We start from the raw sequence: 15,887 nt of genomic DNA, 5'->3' as shown, positions 1-15,887 counted from the left end.
GACGGCGGGACGGCGGGCGCGCCGCGAGGTCAGCTGGGCGGGGCCGTGCTGGCGCGCAGCACCACCTCGCCGGCGACGCGCTCGATGCGGCTCCGGCGGGTGGCGGGCTCGCGCAGCGCCAGTCCCATCACGCGCTCCCCCATCGCGTTCAGCGGGAGCGCGACGGTGGTGAGCGGCGGGGTCAGGTCGCGGACGATCGGGATGTCGTCGAAGCCGGCGAGGGAGATGTCGCCCGGCACGGAGACCGCGTTGTCGCGGAACGCCGCGAGCGCGCCGATCGCCATCACGTCCGTGACGGCGAACACGCAGGTCGGGCGGGTCCCGCGGCGGAGCAGCTCGATCGCCGCCGCGTAGCCGCCGTCGCGGGTGAAGGCCGCCTCGACGATCCGCTCGGGCGGGACGGGGACGCCGGCGTCGGCGAGTGCGTCGGTGAACCCGCCGAGCCGGTCGGCGACGGTGGTGAGCGCGCGGGGCCCGGTCAGCACGGCGAAGTCGCGGTGGCCGAGGTCGAGCAGCGCGCGGGCGAGGGCGGCGGCGCCCTCCCGGTTCTGCGGCAGGACGGCGTCCACCTTGAGGCTCCGGTGCCGGCTGAGGACCGCGACGCGCCCGCCGGTGCGCTGGTAGGGGTCGAGCTCGGCGGCCATCAGGCGCTCCCAGTCGCGGTCCTCGAAGCCGGAGCCGATCAGCAGGATCGCGCGGGCCCGCTGGGCGCGGAGCATCGCCACGTACTCGACCTCGCGGGACGGGTCGCGGAACGTGCTGGCGAGCATCACGAGCATCCCGTGCTCGGCGGCGGTGCGCATCACGCCGTGCGCGATGGCGGCGAAGTAGGGGTCGCTGACGTCGTGGCAGATGACGCCGACGGACTTGCTGGACGAGCTGGCGAGCGCCTGCGCGTGCGCGTTCGGGGTGTAGCTGAGCTCCGCCGCAGCGGCGAGCACGCGTTCCCGGAGGTCGGCGCGCACCTGGGAGGTCCCGTTCAGGACGCGGGACGCGGTGGCCAGCGAGACGCCGGCCTCCCGCGCGACGTCCTGCAGGGTCACGTAGGCCCGGTCGCCGGCGCGCTGCTCCTCGGCCGCTTCCGTCATCACCGCCCCCTCGGTCGACGCGGGGTGCACGCGGCGGGTTTCCTGCGAAGACCCTCTTGACCGCGCCATGCGCCGCTTCTTACGGTACATCAGAAAGCGCTTTCTGAACGCGCTTTCCCAGCCACCGTCCCGGAGGAACCCATGGTGAGTCAGGGCACGACGGCCGCGACGCCCCAGGCGGACGCGGCGGGCGTCGTCGAACGCGGCCGGCCCGGCGTGGGCGAGCGGGTCCGCGACGGCCTGGAACGGTCGTGGCGGCCCGTCGCGCTGCTGATCGCCTGCTTCGCGGCCTGGTGGGCCGTGAGCGCCTTCAAGATCGTGGAGGCGTACCTCGTCCCGTCGCCCGGCGCGACGCTGCGCCTGATGGCCGACAAGTGGGGCTACATCTGGCACCACACCTGGGTCACCACGTACGAGACCCTGATCGGCTTCGCGCTCGCGGTGCTCATCGGGGTCTTCGCCGCGGTGATCATGGTCTACTCGGCGACGGTCGAGCGCACCCTCTACCCGATCCTGCTGTTCGCGCAGGTCATCCCGAAGATCGCGATCGCCCCGCTGTTCGTGGTGTGGCTCGGCTTCGGCATCGGCCCCAAGATCGTCGTGGCGGTGCTGATCGCGTTCTTCCCGGTGGTGATCTCGATGGTGGCCGGGCTGAAGGCGGTGGACCCGGAGATGCTGCAGCTGTCGGCCACCATGGGCGCGAGCCCGCTGGCGACGTTCGCCAAGATCCGGCTGCCGGCCTCGCTCCCGCACCTGTTCTCCGGCCTGAAGGTCGCGGTCACGCTCGCGGTCACCGGCGCCGTCGTCGGCGAGTTCGTCGGCGCCAACGAGGGGCTCGGCTACGTGATCCTGCAGGCCAACGGCAACCTCGACACCCCGATGCTGTTCGCCGGCCTGCTGGTCATGTCGGCCATCGGCGTCGTGCTGTTCGTCGTCGTCGAGGTCGCGGAGAAGCTGCTGCTGCCCTGGCACGCCAGCCGGCGCGGCGACGCGGTCACCACGACGTACTGACGACACCGCCCCACGCCGGACGCACGCCGACATCCGGCCCCGCCCCCCGCCACCGAACCGTCCGCCCGGAACCGCCGGGCGGGACGTCCGACACCACCGGCCGAGACAACCCACCCCTTTACGGAGGGCCGCCTCATGAAACTCCGCACTCTCGCCATCGCCGCCATGGTCCCGGCCCTGGCGCTCACCGGCACCGCCTGCGGTGGGGACTCCGACGAGACCACGAGCGCGTCCGGCAAGAAGCTGACCAAGGTCACGCTGACGCTCAACTGGTACCCGTACGGCGAGCACGCGCCGTTCTACTACGGCAAGAAGAAGGGCATCTACGAGAAGCACGGCATCGACCTGGAGATCAAGGCGGGCCAGGGCTCGCAGAAGACCGTCCAGGCCACCGGTGCCGGGCAGACCGACTTCGGCTGGGCCGACACGCCCGCGCTGCTCGCGGCCGTCGACAAGGGGATGCCCGTCAAGAGCGTCGGGGTGTTCCTGCAGACCACGCCCGCGTCGGTGCAGTCGTTCACCACGGCCGGCATCAAGAAGCCCGCCGACCTGAAGGGCAAGAAGATCGCCGGGACGGCCGGGGACGCGCTGGCGCGCACCTTCCCGGTGTTCCTGAAGAAGAACGGCATCAGCGAGAGCGACGTGCCCGTCCAGAACACCGACCCGGCCGGGAAGATGGCCGCGGTGCTGTCCGGCAAGACCGCCGGGCTGATGGGCTTCGCGAACGACCAGGGCCCGACGATGGCCGAGAAGTCCGGCAAGGAGGTCTCGTACCTGCGGTACGCCGACTTCGGGCTGAACTTCTTCTCCAACGGCCTGATCGTCGGCGAGCGGAAGCTGAAGAGCGACGCCGACGTCGTCAAGAAGATGGTCGCCGCCACCAGCGAGTCGTGGACGGCGGCGGAGGGCGACCAGGCGGGCGCCGTCGCGAGCATGGCGGGCGCGTCCGAGCAGCTCCCGCCCGACAAGGTCATCACCGAGCAGTTCAAGACCACGCTGACGCTGCTGCACACGCCGGCGACGCAGGGCAAGGCGCCGGGCGTCAACGCCGAGGGCGACTGGAAGACGACGATCGCCACCTTCCAGCAGGCCGGGGTCATCGGTGAGGCGAAGCCGCCGTCGGAGTACTGGCAGGCGTCGGCCGCACCGCAGGGATGACGGGACGAGCGATGAGGATCATGAGCAAGTCAGCCACCGGGACGGACGGGCCGGACGCGACCGCGCGGGAGAGCGCGGTCAGCCTCGACGAGGTCGCGGTCCGGTTCCGCACCCGCAAGCGGGACGTCACGGCGCTGCGCGAGGTGTCGCTGGAGGTCGCGATGGGCGAGTTCGTGGCCATCGTCGGCCCGTCCGGCTGCGGCAAGTCCACGCTGCTGAAGCTGGTCGCGGGGCTGCTGAAGCCCTCGTCCGGCGGGGTGCGGCTGCGCGGCGAGACGGTCGCGGGGCCGCGGCACGACATCGGCTACGTGTTCCAGCGGGCCGCGCTGCTGGAGTGGCGCAGCGCCCGCAAGAACATCCTGCTCCAGGCGGAGATGCGCAAGATGCCGTCCGACCAGGCGCGCAGGCGGACCGCCGAGCTGATCGAGATGACCGGCCTGACGGGCTTCGAGGACGCGCTGCCGCACGAGCTGTCCGGCGGCATGCAGCAGCGGGTCGCGCTGTGCCGGGCGCTGCTGCACGAGCCGCCCGTCCTGCTGATGGACGAGCCGTTCGGCGCCCTCGACGCGCTCACCCGCGAGCAGCTCAACGTCGAGATGAACCGGATCTGGCGGGAGACGGGCACGACCGTCCTGCTCGTCACGCACTCGATCGCGGAGGCGGCCTACCTGGCCGACCGCGTCGTGGTGATGACCGACCGGCCCGGCTCGATCGCCGAGATCATCGACGTCGACCTGCCGGCCGAGCGCGACTACGCCGCCACGATGGCCCGCCCCGAGTTCGCCCGCGTCACCAACCGCGTCCGGGGGCTCCTGGGCGCGCGCGGGGCGGCGGACTGACCGGTGCCCGCGGTGGAGCACCGCGGGCGAAGGCCACGGCCACTACACGACAGGCTAGGAAGGAACGGGATGGCACGCAGGTCCATCGGGATCGTCATGAACGGCGTCACCGGCCGGATGGGGTATCGCCAGCATCTCCTCCGCTCGATCCTCGCGATCAGGGAGCAGGGCGGGGTGCGCACTGGCGACGGCACCGTGCTCTGGCCGGAGCCCGTGCTCGTCGGGCGCAGCGAGGACAAGCTGCGCGACCTCGCCGAGCGGCACGGGCTCACCGCCTGGACGACCGACCTGGCCGAGGCGCTGGCGCGTCCGGAGATCGACGTCTACTTCGACGCGCAGGTCACCAGCGCGCGGGCGGACGCGATCCGCGCCGCCGTGGCGGCCGGCAAGCACATCTACACCGAGAAGCCGCTGGCCGACGACCTGGAGGGCGCGCTGGCCCTCGCGCGGCTCGCGGACGAGGCCGGGGTGCGGCACGGGGTCGTCCAGGACAAGCTGTTCCTGCCGGGGCTGCTCAAGCTGAAGCGCCTCGTCGACGGCGGGTTCTTCGGGCGGATCCTGTCGGTGCGCGGCGAGTTCGGCTACTGGGTGTTCGAGGGCGACTGGCAGGAGGCGCAGCGCCCGAGCTGGAACTACCGCGCCGAGGACGGCGGCGGGATCATCCTCGACATGTTCTGCCACTGGCGGTACGTGCTGGACTCCATCGCGCCGGTGCGCTCCGTCCAGGCGCTCGGGGCGACGCACATCCCCGAGCGGGTGGACGAGGGCGGCAAGCCGTACGAGGCCACCGCCGACGACGCCGCCTACGGGATCTTCGAGCTGGACGGCGGGATCGTCGCGCAGATCAACTCGTCCTGGACGACCCGGGTGTTCCGCGACGAGCTGGTGGAGTTCCAGGTGGACGGGACCGAGGGGTCCGCGGTGGCGGGGCTGCGGCGCTGCCGGGTCCAGCACCGGTCGATGACGCCGAAGCCGGTGTGGAACCCCGACCTGCCCGCCACCGAGGACTTCCGCTCGCAGTGGCAGGAGATCCCGGACAACGTCGAGTTCGAGAACGGGTTCAAGACCCAGTGGGAGATGTTCCTGCGGCACATCGCCGGCGACGGGGACTTCCCCTGGGACTTCTACGCGGGCGCGCGCGGCGTGCAGCTCGCCGAGCTCGGGCTGCGGGCGTGGCGGGAGGGCCGGCGCCTGGAGGTACCGGAGCTGTGAAGATCGACCTGCCGGGTTCGCTGACCCCGCACACGATGGGCGAGCCTCGCTCCTACCCGCCGCCTTCCGGTCCCAGCACGTCCCGGGTCGCCTACGCGGCCGCGCACGTGGTGGCCGGCGGCGAATTCCTCGACTGGGAGACGACGCTGGCGTTCCGGCGGTATCTGTGGTCGTACGGGCTGGGCGTCGCGGAGGCCATGGACACCGCGCAGCGCGGCATGGGCCTGGACTGGGCGGCGACCCGCGAGCTCATCGTGCGGAGCGGCCGGGAAGCGCTTTCAGCCGGGGGCCGCATCGTGTGCGGAGCGGGCACCGACCAGCTGCCGCCCGAGCCTGCCTCCCTCGACGAGATCGTGGCGGCGTACGAGGAGCAGCTCGCCGTCATCGAGTCGGTGGACGCGGTGCCGGTGCTGATGGCGAGCCGCCACCTGGCCGCCGCGGCGCGCGGGCCGGACGACTACGCCGCGGTCTACGGGCGGCTGCTGCCCCAGGTCAAGCGGCCCGCGGTGCTGCACTGGCTCGGCCCGATGTTCGACCCGGCGCTGGAGGGCTACTGGGGCTCGCCCGACCTGGACACCGCCGCCGAGGCACTGCTCGCCCTGATCGGCGAGCACGCGTCCCGCGTCGACGGGGTGAAGATCTCGCTGCTGGACGCGGGGCGGGAAATCGCCTTCCGCCGGCGCCTGCCGCCCGGCGTCCGGCTCTACACCGGCGACGACTTCAACTACCCGGAACTGATCCGCGGCGACGCCGAGGGGTACAGCGACGCGCTCCTCGGCATCTTCGACCCCATCGCGCCGGCCGCCGCCGCGGCGCTGCGGGCCCTCGACGGCGGCGACACCGCGTCCTACGAGGAGATCTTCGCGCCGACGGTCCCGCTGGCGCGCCACCTCTTCGAGACCCCGACCTACTACTACAAGACGGGTGTGGTGTTCCTGGCCTGGCTGACCGGCCACCAGAAGCACTTCCGGATGGTCGGCGGTCTGGAGGGCGCTCGTTCCGTCCCGCACATGGTGCGTCTCTTCCAGCTCGCCGACGCCGCGGGGCTCTTCCCCGACCCCGGTCTCGCGGCACACAGGATGCGCGCCTGGCTGACCGTCCAAGGAGCCGAGTGATGAGGTTCAGCCTCAACCAGTGGACGACCCGGTACTGGCCCCTGCCCGACCTCGCCGCCGGCTGCGCGTCGGCCGGGGTCACGGGAGTCGGCCTCTGGCGGGAGCCCGTCGGCGAGTACGGCGTGGCCCGCACGTCCAAACTGATGCGCGAGCACGGCCTGACGGTCACGTCCCTGTGCCGGGGCGGCTTCTTCCAGCGGGAGGACGCCGTGGAGAACAACCGCCGCGCCATCGAGGAGGCCGCCGAACTGGGTACGTCCGTGCTGTGCCTAGTGAGCGGCGGGCTGCCGGAGGGGTCCCGTGACCTGGACGGAGCCCGCTCCCGTGTCGCCGACGTCCTGGCCGAGCTCGCGCCCTACGCGGGCGAGCACGGCGTCCAGCTCGCGCTGGAGCCGCTGCACCCGATGTACTGCTCCGACCGGTGCGTGGTCTCCACCCTCGCGCAGGCGCTCGACATCGCGGCGCCCTTCCCGTCCGCCCAGGTGGGCGTGATGATCGACACCTATCACCTGTGGTGGGACCCGGACGCCTGGACCGGCATCGCCCGCGCGGGCGCGGAGGGCCGGCTGTCGCTGTTCCAGGTCGCCGACTGGGTGACGCCGCTGCCCGAGGGCGTCCTCACCGGACGCGGCATGCTCGGCGACGGCTGCGTCGAGCTGCGGCGGTTCCGCGAGGCCGTCGACGCCACCGGCTACACCGGCCCGATCGAAGTGGAGATCTTCAACGACGCCGTCTGGGCCATGCCGGGCCCGGACGCCCTGCACCTGGCCCTCTCCCGCTACCACGAGCACGTCGCGTGACAGACCGGCCCGACACCCCGCGCGGGAACGTGCGCGCGGACCCCGTCCCGGAACCTCGCGCCGGCCCGCGGCACACCCCTTCGCCCGGTCGCGGCGGGCCGACGAAACGAGCGGGCCGGGCATGACGCAGCGCTCATCGAAGGTCCGGACGTGGCGGGCGGCGTCGGGCGCCTGGCTCGGCATCGGGACGGCGCCGGGCGCGCTCGTCCTCGGCGCGCAGGTCGGCGGCCGCCACGACGGCGCGCTGCCCCTGATCGTCCTCGTGGTGGGCGGCGCCGTCATGGCGGCGCTGCTCGCCGCGCAGGGGCGGCTCGGGCTGCGGGCGCCCGCCGGCGAGGACGCGGGCATGACCGACCTGGCGCCGCGCTACCTGCCGCCCATGGCCGAGCGCGCGTTCACCGCCCTGCTGGCGGCCGCGATGGTCGGCTGGTTCGGGTTCAACGTCGGGCTCGGCGGGGCGGCCGCCGCCGCGCTGGGCGGCGTCCCGGACGCGGCCGGCGTGGTGGCGCTGACCGTCCCGATGGTCGCGATCCTGATCGCCGGCGGGGGCCGGTGGAACGCGGTCGCGGTCGCCACCACCCTCACCGCGATCGCGCTGATCGGCATCGTCGCGGTGCGGCTCGCTCCGCCGACGTCGCCGGTGACGTTCTCCCGGGAGGGCCCGCCCGGCGTCCTGGTCGCCGACCTCGCCGGCTACATCGGCTACGTGTCGGTGTTCGCCGTCCGGGCCCCCGACTTCACCGTCGGCCTGCGCGGGCGCGGCGACCTCGCGGCCTGCGTGACCCTCCTCGTCGGCCCCGCGCTCGCGGCCTCCGTCGTGGGCGCCGGGGTCGCGGCGGCCAGCGGCTCCACCGACGTCGTCGCCGTCCTGGCCGGCCCGGACGGCCTCCCGGCCGCGAACCTGTTCGTCGCCGCCTCGGTCATAGCCCCCACCCTGGCCGCCGTCCACTCCGGCGTCTTCGCCGTCCGCCGCTTCCTCCCCACCCCCAGCCCTGCTGGAGATGGGGGCCGGGGGTGGTGGGGGCGGGTTGACGGACGGCAGGTGGTGGCGGTTCTGGCCATCTCGGTTCCGGGGGCCGTGCTGGCGGCGTTGCGGGTGGATCGGATGCTGCTCGACTGGCTGACGGTGCTGGCGGCGGCGTTGCCGGCGCTCGTGCCGCCTATGGCGGCGGAGGCGGCGCGTCGGCGGCGGGGGCGGGCGGGGCGTCCGGTGGCGACGTGGATCTGGGCCCCGGGGGCGGTCGTGGCCATGGCGCTGACCTTGGCGGGGCACTCGGCCGCCGCGCCCGTCGGGCTCGTGGTGTCCGCGGCCGCTACGGCCGTCCACGGATGGCGGCGGCGGGTTCGGTCGTGACGCGATGTCCACATGCGGCAGGGCCGAATTGTCTCTTGACGTCCGGCGAGGCCGGTCGTACGTTCGTGAAAGCGCTTCCAGAAAGCGCTTTCCAGGCCCGCTCGACCCCCACCCTTGGACGGCCGGAATGCGAAGAAAACTTCATTGGTGTCTCCTCACGATCGCGGCGCTGCTGCTGCCGCTGCTCGCCGTGCCGCCGGCGGCGCAGGCGCGCGACGACGCGCCGATCCTCGACCCGATCCCCGACGACCCCGCCCCCTCCGGGCTCGGCCTCGTGCTGCAGGAGGTCGCGCAGCTGCCGAAGTCGAAGCCGACCGGCACCCCGACCGACCCCCGGCTGCTGCGGTGGAACCGCATCAACTACGTCGGTGAGGTCCCCGACCGGTCGGGCCGCCTCTACGTGCCCGACCTGAACGGCAACCTGTACCTGCTCGACAAGAAGACCCGCACCCCGCGCGTCTACCTCGACGTCGCGGCCACGTTCGCCCCCGACTTCTTCTCCCAGGCCGGGCTGGGACAGGGCTTCGGGTTCGTCGCGTTCCACCCCGACTTCGCGAAGAACGGGAAGTTCTACACCGCGCACGTCGAGGCCGGGGACGCGCTGACGACCAAGAAGCCCGACCTCACGCCGCAGCCGAAGACCGGCTACCACGGCGTGATCGACGAGTGGACGGCGTCCGACCCGAAGGCGAACACGTTCTCCGGCACCCACCGGGAGCTGCTGCGCATCGGGTTCGCCGGGCGGATCCACAACCTCCAGCAGATCGACTTCAACCCCAACGCGCGTCCCGGCGACGCCGACTACGGCAAGCTCTACCTGTCGGTCGGCGACGGCGGCAACGGCAACGTCGGCGACAACGGCGGCGACCCGCAGAACCTCGGCGTCCCGCAGGGCAAGATCCTGCGGATCGACCCGTCCGGGAACGACAGCGCCAACGGCAAGTACGGCATCCCGGCCGACAACCCGTACGCCGGGCAGGCCGGCAAGGTCGGCGAGATCTACGCCTACGGCATGCGCGACCCGCACCGGTTCAGCTGGGACACCGGCGGGACGCACCGGATGTTCCTCGCGCACATCGGCGAGCACGAGATCGAGTCGATCCACGAGCTGTACCCCGGCGCCAACATCGGGTGGAGCGAGCGGGAGGGCGCGTTCACGTTCCGCAAGGACGACCGCTGCCACCTGTACCCGCTGCCCGCGGACGACGACAAGTACGACTACGAGTACCCGCTCGCGGCGTACGACCACGACCCGCCGCCCGACTGGAACTGCTCCAGCGACGTCGGCCACGCCATCTCCGGCGGCTACGTCTACCGGGGCTCGAAGCTGCCCGCGCTGCGCGGCAAGTACCTGTTCACCGACATCGTGGACGGCCGGCTCATGTACACCGAAGAGTCGGAGATGAAGCACGACGCGACCGGGAGGAACCGCGCGCAGATCTACGAGATGACCGCGTACGACACCTCCGGCAAGCCCGTCACGATGAAGGAGCTGGCCGGCGACGAGCGAGTCGACCTGCGCTACGGCTCGGACGCCAAGGGCGAGCCCTACCTGCTCGCCAAGGCCAACGGCAAGATCTGGAAGATCGTCGGGACCAAGCGGTTCGCGGACTGCAAGGCCGGCCCGGTCAGGGTCGGGCACGCCATGGCCGGGAAGAACTGGGCGCCGGTGACCCCGTCCAAGTGGAAGTTCCCCGGCGACCAGGTCATCCTCGCCGAGGCCGGTGAGGAGCGCCCCGGGCCGCGCCGCCCGTTCGAGTACGCGGTCCTGAAGAAGGGGCCGGCGTTCACCTCGACGCGGATCGACGCGCGGGTGCGGCTCGACACACCGGTGTCGGTCAGCAACCGGGATGTGATCGTCGTCTTCGGCTACCAGGACGACACCCACTTCTACTACGCCCATCTCTCCAGCGACAACACCATCTACCCGCACAACGGGATCTACCTGGTGAACGGCGCGGACCGGCTGCGGATCGACCAGCAGTGGAACGCCAACCGGTCGCACGGAGCGCCCCCGTCCATCACCGACGAGGCGTGGCACCGCGTCAGCGTGACGCACTGCGCGGGCACCGGTGAGACGGCCGTGTACGTGGACGGGAAGACCCGCCCGGTCTTCACGGCCATCGACACGACACTCGGTTCCGGCCGGGTGGGCTTCGGCTCGTTCGACAACATCGGCCGGCTCCGCGACCTGACGGTCCGCGGGACCCCGGCGAAGTAACGGCCTCCTCCGGGCGGGCGACGGGCACCGCCGCCCGCCCGGAGGGCTCCAAGGAGTCTGCACATGCTGATCCGTCGTGGCCCCGCCGCACTCGTGACCGTGCTGCTCGGCGCCTCCCTCTCCGTCGCCGCCCCGGCGTCCGCGTCGTCCGGGCACGGCGGCGTCTTCCCGCCTCTGAAGAAGAACCTGGTCTCCTACTACGACTTCGAGCACCCCGTGCCGGGCGACCCGTCCCGCGAGGCCGACCGCGGCCGGTCCGGCACCGCGATCGACCTGATCAACGGCGGCGCGGCCATGCGGGTCCGGGACGGCGCGCGGCGGCACGCCGTCCAGATCAAGCAGGTGAACCCGTCCGCGAAGGGCACCGACGACTGGAAGGCGGGGATCTACTCCGCGACAGGCGTCCCGTCCCTGCGCGCGTTCAACGCCGCCAAGGGCGCCACCCTCATGGGCTGGTTCAAGATGACCGGGACGAACCCGAGCCCCAACACCGAGACCTCCAACCCTGACGACGTCTACAACGCGATCGGCCTGTCCGGCCTGCTCACCGGCGACTCCGACGGCCACGCCGTGCGCGCCCTGCTGGAGATCATCGACGTCGGCGGCACCCTGCACGTCGTCGCGCTGGGCCGCCGCGTGGACGGGGGCAGTTCCCAGACGTTCGCCGCGAGCGAGGACTGGCGGAGCATCCTCCCGCAGCACACGTGGGTGCACCTGGCGGCCACGTTCGACTACGACACCGGGCAGATGGCGCTCTACAAGGACGGCAGGCCGCTGCCCGGCTTCTACACCGTCTCCGGCGACCCCTGGAAGCTCGAAGGCGCCCCGGAACCCGACCTCACGTCCGCCACGGACCCCCGCGGCATCAAGATCGGCGGCAGCTTCCCGCAGAACGACGAGGAGAAGAACCCCTGCAACTGCCGCATGGACGGCCTGATGTTCCTCGACCGGGCCATCACCGCCAAGGAAGCGGCCATCCAGTACAAGTTCGCGCGCCACTGATCGAACGCCGCCGGCGCCCCCAAGGCGCCGGCGGCCCTTCAGGCGCGAAAGCCGCGCCGTTCCAGTCGGGCGCCCCAGCGGTGGAGGGCGTCCACGTGGTGGCGGGTCAAGCCCACTTCGGGCCGGACGGGGATCAGGCGCAGGGCTCGGCGGTGCGGAAACGCCTGCCTGCGGACCGTCAGCGGGATGACGTCGTCCACCCACGCGAAGGGGCGCCCCTCCGCGTGCCGGAGGATCGGCGCCCACTTGCGCATGCGGGGAAGCTGCAGAAGCGGGGTGCGGGGATCACCGTCCCGGGACGCGTAGGCGGAGATCTCCACGTGCGGCAGCGGCGGCAGGCCGACGAGCGGACCTATGTACTCGTTGGCGTGTTCCTCCCACGTCGTCGCCCAGACGAGGTCGTAGCGGGCGGAGAGGTCCTGGAGCCACGTCCCGTGCACCGGGTTGACGCGGACGGTGAGCCGTCCGACCGCGTGCTCGGCGAAGCCCGGCCGCGGCTCCTCCGGGTTCAGGACGCCGTCGACGTCCAGGTAAAGCAGTGGCCTGGCCTTGCGGGTGCCGGGACGGGGGACGTCGCCTAGCCACATGGGACGGTCAGCAGGCCGGCGTCGGTCGCGGCCAGGAGGGTGCCGTCCGGGGAGATGGCCAGGTCGTTGACGTGGGCCGGCGCCTCGACGCGGTGGGACGGGACGGATCCCGCCGCGTCCCAGACGAGGACCGTGCCGGAGGCGTCCCGGAGGGCCGCGGCGACCAGGAGGCGGCCGCCCGCGGAGGCCGCCGCCACGTGGGCGGACGGGGCGGGCAGGGGAAGGGTCGTGAGCCGGTCGCCGTCCAAGCCGAGGACGCGCAGCTCCGACGGGGCGGGCTCGATGAGGACGAGGCCGTCCGGGGACGGGGTCAGCGCCGCGCTGGCGGGCGGCACGGCGGCGATCTCCTCGCCGCGCTCCACGTCCCAGAGGGCGACCGCGGAGTCGCCGGGCAGCCCGATGAGGGGGCCGGTCGCGGGGGGCGTGTGGAGCATCCAGCGGCCGAGGGCGGTCCGGTGGCCGAGCCAGAGGGTGAAGTCGGCCAGGCGTTCGCCGGTGAGGGCGTCCCACACGGCGACCTCGGCGTCGTTGGCGGGGCCGGAGGCCGCGACCACCGCCGCGCGGCCGTGGTGGACGGCGAGGCCGAGCAGGTCGGGCCGGCCGTCCAGGGTCAGCTCGTCGCCGGTGCGCAGGTCGAGGACGTGCACGCGGTCGCGGTGCGTCCACGCGACGACCGGCGAGCCGGCCGGGACGCCGAACGCCCACTCGGCGCGGTCGACCGGGAAGTCGGGGATCGGCGGCCCGAGCGCCGACCCCGCCGCCAGGTCCCACGCCTGCCCGGTGTTCACGCCCTGACCGGACCGGGACGCGTACGCCAGCGGCGGCCCCTCGGCCGCGGCGGCGACCCCGTCGAAGGACCCTTCGGCCAGCACCCTTTCCGGCATGCGTGGGAGGTTAGGCCACACCGCTGAGATCGTTCTATACGGTCGCGAGAACTCGGCCGAGCTGTGACGTTTTCGGCCGCCGCGGGGCTGTTGTAGGTTCCCTCATCGTGGAGCCGATCGATCTTTCCCCCGTCGAGCGGCGCGTGTGGCGGGCGTTCCCCACCGGCGTCCCGGTCGACCTCAGGGACGGCACGGACGATCCCGAGGAGGGGCACGCGTGGGGGGCCGCGCGGACGGTCCGGGCAGAGGTTCTGCGGAAGCTGCTGCTGAGGTCGCCGGCGGACGGCGAGGTCTCGGCGCTGCGAGTGACGGGCGCGCGGATCACCGGGGTGCTGAACCTGGCCTACGCGACGGTCGGGCACCCGATCCGGCTGATGGGGTGCCGGTTCGAGGAGACCCCCGTCCTGTACGGGGCACGCGTCCGGCAGGTGAATCTGAGCGACTCCTACCTGCCGGGCCTGGACGCGGCGACCCTGCACGTCGACGGGGTGCTGCGCATCACCGGCTGCCGCATCCCGGGGCAGGTCCGCCTCGGCGGGGCGCGGTTGTCCGGCGCCCTCTTCCTGGAGCGGGCACGGCTCGGGGAGCGGGGCGCGCAGGAGGAGGTCCTCCACCTCAACCACTCCGTGATCGAGGACGACGTCTGGGGCCCCGGCCTGGTCGTGCGCGGAGAGATCCGGTTGAACGGCGCATCGGTCTCGGGCCGGATCAGCCTCGTCGGCGCCGTCCTCCGCAACCCGGGCGGGCGGGCGGTCGACGCCGAGAACCTGAGCGTGGGGTCGGACGTCAACGCCACGCGGGCGCGGTTCGAGGGGGAGGTCAGCCTGCGCGGCGCGACGGTCCCCGGGCTGCTGGTGTTCACGCAGGCGTCCCTGTCCGATCCGGGCGGGTGCGCCCTGCGCACGACCAGCGCCGCGATCGGGGAGCTCTGGTTCCGCGAGGCGCGGGTGGACGGGCCGGTGAACATGCTCCGCGGCAGGCTCGGCCTGCTCCATGTCGCTCCGAGCGCGCTCGGCGACGGCGAGGTGTGGCTGGACGGCCTGACGTACGGGTCGCTCACCCCCCGGCTGCCCGCGAAGGTCCGCATCGCGATGCTGGAGCGGGACGCCGAGGGCTACGTCCCGCACGCGTACGAGCAGCTGGCCGCCGCCTACCGGCAGGCCGGGGACGACCGGGCGGCGCGGAACGTCCAGCTCGCCAAGCAGCGCCGCCACCGCTCGACGCGTCCGTGGTACTCGCGGATGTGGGGCTACCTGCAGGACGTGACGGTCGGGTACGGGTTCCGGCCCCGCTGGGCGGCGGCGTGGCTGGCCGGCCTGCTCGCCGTGGGCACGACTGTGTTCGGCCTGCACGCGCCGGAACCGCTGAAGGCCGGCGAGCACCCGCCGTTCAACGCGCTCTTCTACACGCTGGACCTGCTGCTGCCCATCATCGACTTCGGGCAGGAGAAGGCGTTCAAGACGGCCGGCTGGTACCAGTGGCTCGCCTACACGCTGATCATCACCGGCTGGGTGCTCGCGACGACGATCGCCGCGGGGGTGACCCGGACGCTCAGCCGGCAGTGACGGCGCGCAGGCGTCCGGCGACCGACTCCGGCGGGACGTCGTTGATCCACGCGGCCATGCCCGACTCGGAGCCCGCGAGGTACTTGACCTTGCCGGGGGCGCGCCGGACCGAGAACAGCTCCAGGTGCAGGCGGAGGAGGTCGCGGCCCGCGCCGACCGGGGCCTGGTGCCAGCCGGCGACGTACGGGAGCGGCCCGTCGTCGAGGGCGTCGCAGCGCCGCAGCAGGTCGCGGTAGAGGACGGCCAGCTCGTCGCGCTCGGCGGCGTCCAGGGCGGTGAGGTCGGGGACGTGGCGGTGCGGCGTCAGGTGCACCTCGATCGGCCAGCGGGCGGCGGCGGGGACGTAGGCCGTCCAGTGCTCGCCGGCGAGGACCACCCGCTCGCCGGCGCGCTCGGCCGCCAAGACGGCGGCGAACAGGTCCGGGCGCGCGGCGGCCGTCGCCAGCATGCGGCCGGTGCGCGGGGTGACGAACGGGTACCCGTAGATCTGCCCGTGCGGGTGGTGCAGGGTCACGCCGATCTCGACCCCGCGGTTCTCGAACACGTAGACCTGCTCGACGCCCGGTATCGCGGACAGCTCGGCGGTGCGGTCGGCCCACGCGTCGATGACCGTCCGGACGCGGGAGACGGGCAGCCGCGCCATCGACGTGGAGTGCTCGTCGGTGAAGCACACGACCTCGCACCGACCGGCGCCGCGGGCGCGTTCCACACCGTCGATCTCCGGCGGCACCGGCGGCACCGGCGGGGTGCGGACGTCGAACGACGGGAACCGGTTCTCGAAGACCGCGACGTCGTAGGACGGGTCCGGGATCTCCGAGGCGGGCCCGCCGGGGCACAGCGGGCACTGGTCCGGCGGCGGCAGGAACGTGCGGTCGTTGCGGTGCGCGGTGATCGTCACGTGGTCGCCGGTCAGCGGGTCGCGGCGGGTCTCGCACACCGGCTCGGCGGGCGGGAGGCCGCGCGGGTCGGGGACGGGGACCCGGCCCGGCGCCCCGTCGTAGTAGACGATCTCGCGGCCGTCCGACAGCCGTGCGCGTGTCCGGTTCATCTC

General features: G+C 73.0%; 14 protein-coding genes. 10 read left to right on the top strand and 4 right to left on the bottom strand.

Annotated elements, in window-relative coordinates:
* Positions 1-29: 29 nt before the first annotated feature.
* A complete protein-coding gene (locus K8Z49_RS39405; RefSeq protein ID WP_052357527.1) occupies positions 30-1,088 on the bottom strand; it encodes a LacI family DNA-binding transcriptional regulator in 1,059 nt (352 codons plus the stop codon).
* Between the two features lie 141 nt (positions 1,089-1,229).
* On the opposite strand from K8Z49_RS39405, the gene K8Z49_RS39400 reads away from it, so the two are divergent.
* The 9 genes from K8Z49_RS39400 to K8Z49_RS39360 all read left to right on the top strand — a co-directional run bounded on the left by K8Z49_RS39400 (position 1,230) and on the right by K8Z49_RS39360 (position 11,800).
* A complete protein-coding gene (locus K8Z49_RS39400) occupies positions 1,230-2,099 on the top strand; it encodes an ABC transporter permease (RefSeq protein ID WP_412516577.1) in 870 nt (289 codons plus the stop codon).
* Positions 2,100-2,234: 135 nt separating this feature from the next.
* On the top strand, positions 2,235-3,257 hold the full coding sequence (locus K8Z49_RS39395) for an ABC transporter substrate-binding protein (protein ID WP_021594961.1): 1,023 nt from the start codon (positions 2,235-2,237) through the stop codon (positions 3,255-3,257).
* 20 nt (positions 3,258-3,277) lie between these two features.
* Positions 3,278-4,096, top strand: a complete 819-nt coding sequence (locus K8Z49_RS39390) for an ABC transporter ATP-binding protein (RefSeq protein WP_412516576.1) — start codon at positions 3,278-3,280, stop codon at positions 4,094-4,096.
* 69 nt (positions 4,097-4,165) lie between these two features.
* Positions 4,166-5,308 (top strand): Gfo/Idh/MocA family protein, encoded by a 1,143-nt coding sequence (locus tag K8Z49_RS39385; RefSeq protein WP_021594963.1) that lies wholly within the window; start codon positions 4,166-4,168, stop codon positions 5,306-5,308.
* The gene (locus K8Z49_RS39380) at positions 5,305-6,423 is read left to right on the top strand and encodes a dihydrodipicolinate synthase family protein (RefSeq protein ID WP_412516575.1); all 1,119 of its coding nucleotides are present in this window, start codon (positions 5,305-5,307) and stop codon (positions 6,421-6,423) included. The genes K8Z49_RS39385 and K8Z49_RS39380 overlap by 4 nt, the downstream gene beginning before the upstream one ends.
* Complete coding sequence (locus K8Z49_RS39375; RefSeq protein ID WP_412516574.1) at positions 6,423-7,223, top strand: sugar phosphate isomerase/epimerase family protein; 801 nt, start codon at positions 6,423-6,425, stop codon at positions 7,221-7,223. Before K8Z49_RS39380 ends, K8Z49_RS39375 begins: the two co-directional genes overlap by 1 nt.
* A gap of 121 nt (positions 7,224-7,344) precedes the next feature.
* Entirely contained in the window at positions 7,345-8,577 is a 1,233-nt protein-coding gene (locus K8Z49_RS39370; RefSeq protein ID WP_412516573.1) for a hypothetical protein, read from the top strand.
* A gap of 127 nt (positions 8,578-8,704) precedes the next feature.
* Positions 8,705-10,798, top strand: coding sequence for a PQQ-dependent sugar dehydrogenase (locus K8Z49_RS39365; protein ID WP_412516571.1), 2,094 nt, complete (start codon positions 8,705-8,707; stop codon positions 10,796-10,798).
* 63 nt (positions 10,799-10,861) lie between these two features.
* Complete coding sequence (locus K8Z49_RS39360) at positions 10,862-11,800, top strand: hypothetical protein (protein WP_412516570.1); 939 nt, start codon at positions 10,862-10,864, stop codon at positions 11,798-11,800.
* A 38-nt stretch (positions 11,801-11,838) separates the two neighbouring features.
* Here K8Z49_RS39360 and K8Z49_RS39355 read toward each other — a convergent pair whose 3' ends face one another.
* Positions 11,839-12,387 carry an HAD domain-containing protein gene (locus tag K8Z49_RS39355; RefSeq protein ID WP_021594970.1) on the bottom strand — a complete coding sequence of 183 codons (549 nt, stop codon included), beginning with the start codon at positions 12,385-12,387 and terminating at the stop codon, positions 11,839-11,841.
* Entirely contained in the window at positions 12,378-13,271 is an 894-nt protein-coding gene (locus tag K8Z49_RS39350) for a WD40 repeat domain-containing protein (RefSeq protein ID WP_075023406.1), read from the bottom strand. Before K8Z49_RS39350 ends, K8Z49_RS39355 begins: the two co-directional genes overlap by 10 nt.
* 107 nt (positions 13,272-13,378) lie before the next feature.
* On the opposite strand from K8Z49_RS39350, the gene K8Z49_RS39345 reads away from it, so the two are divergent.
* Positions 13,379-14,836 (top strand): pentapeptide repeat-containing protein, encoded by a 1,458-nt coding sequence (locus tag K8Z49_RS39345; protein WP_024935391.1) that lies wholly within the window; start codon positions 13,379-13,381, stop codon positions 14,834-14,836.
* On the opposite strand, the gene galT is transcribed toward K8Z49_RS39345, so the two are convergent.
* Positions 14,823-15,884 carry a galactose-1-phosphate uridylyltransferase gene (galT, locus tag K8Z49_RS39340; protein ID WP_412516568.1) on the bottom strand — a complete coding sequence of 354 codons (1,062 nt, stop codon included), beginning with the start codon at positions 15,882-15,884 and terminating at the stop codon, positions 14,823-14,825. The two genes, K8Z49_RS39345 and galT, sit on opposite strands and share 14 nt — an antisense overlap.
* Positions 15,885-15,887: the final 3 nt, after the last annotated feature.

Origin of the sequence: Actinomadura madurae (genome assembly GCF_047130825.1) — a bacterium.
GTDB lineage: Bacteria > Actinomycetota > Actinomycetes > Streptosporangiales > Streptosporangiaceae > Spirillospora > Spirillospora madurae.
Note: the sequence above shows the minus strand (reverse complement) of the source record. Positions and strands in the feature narration are given on the sequence as shown.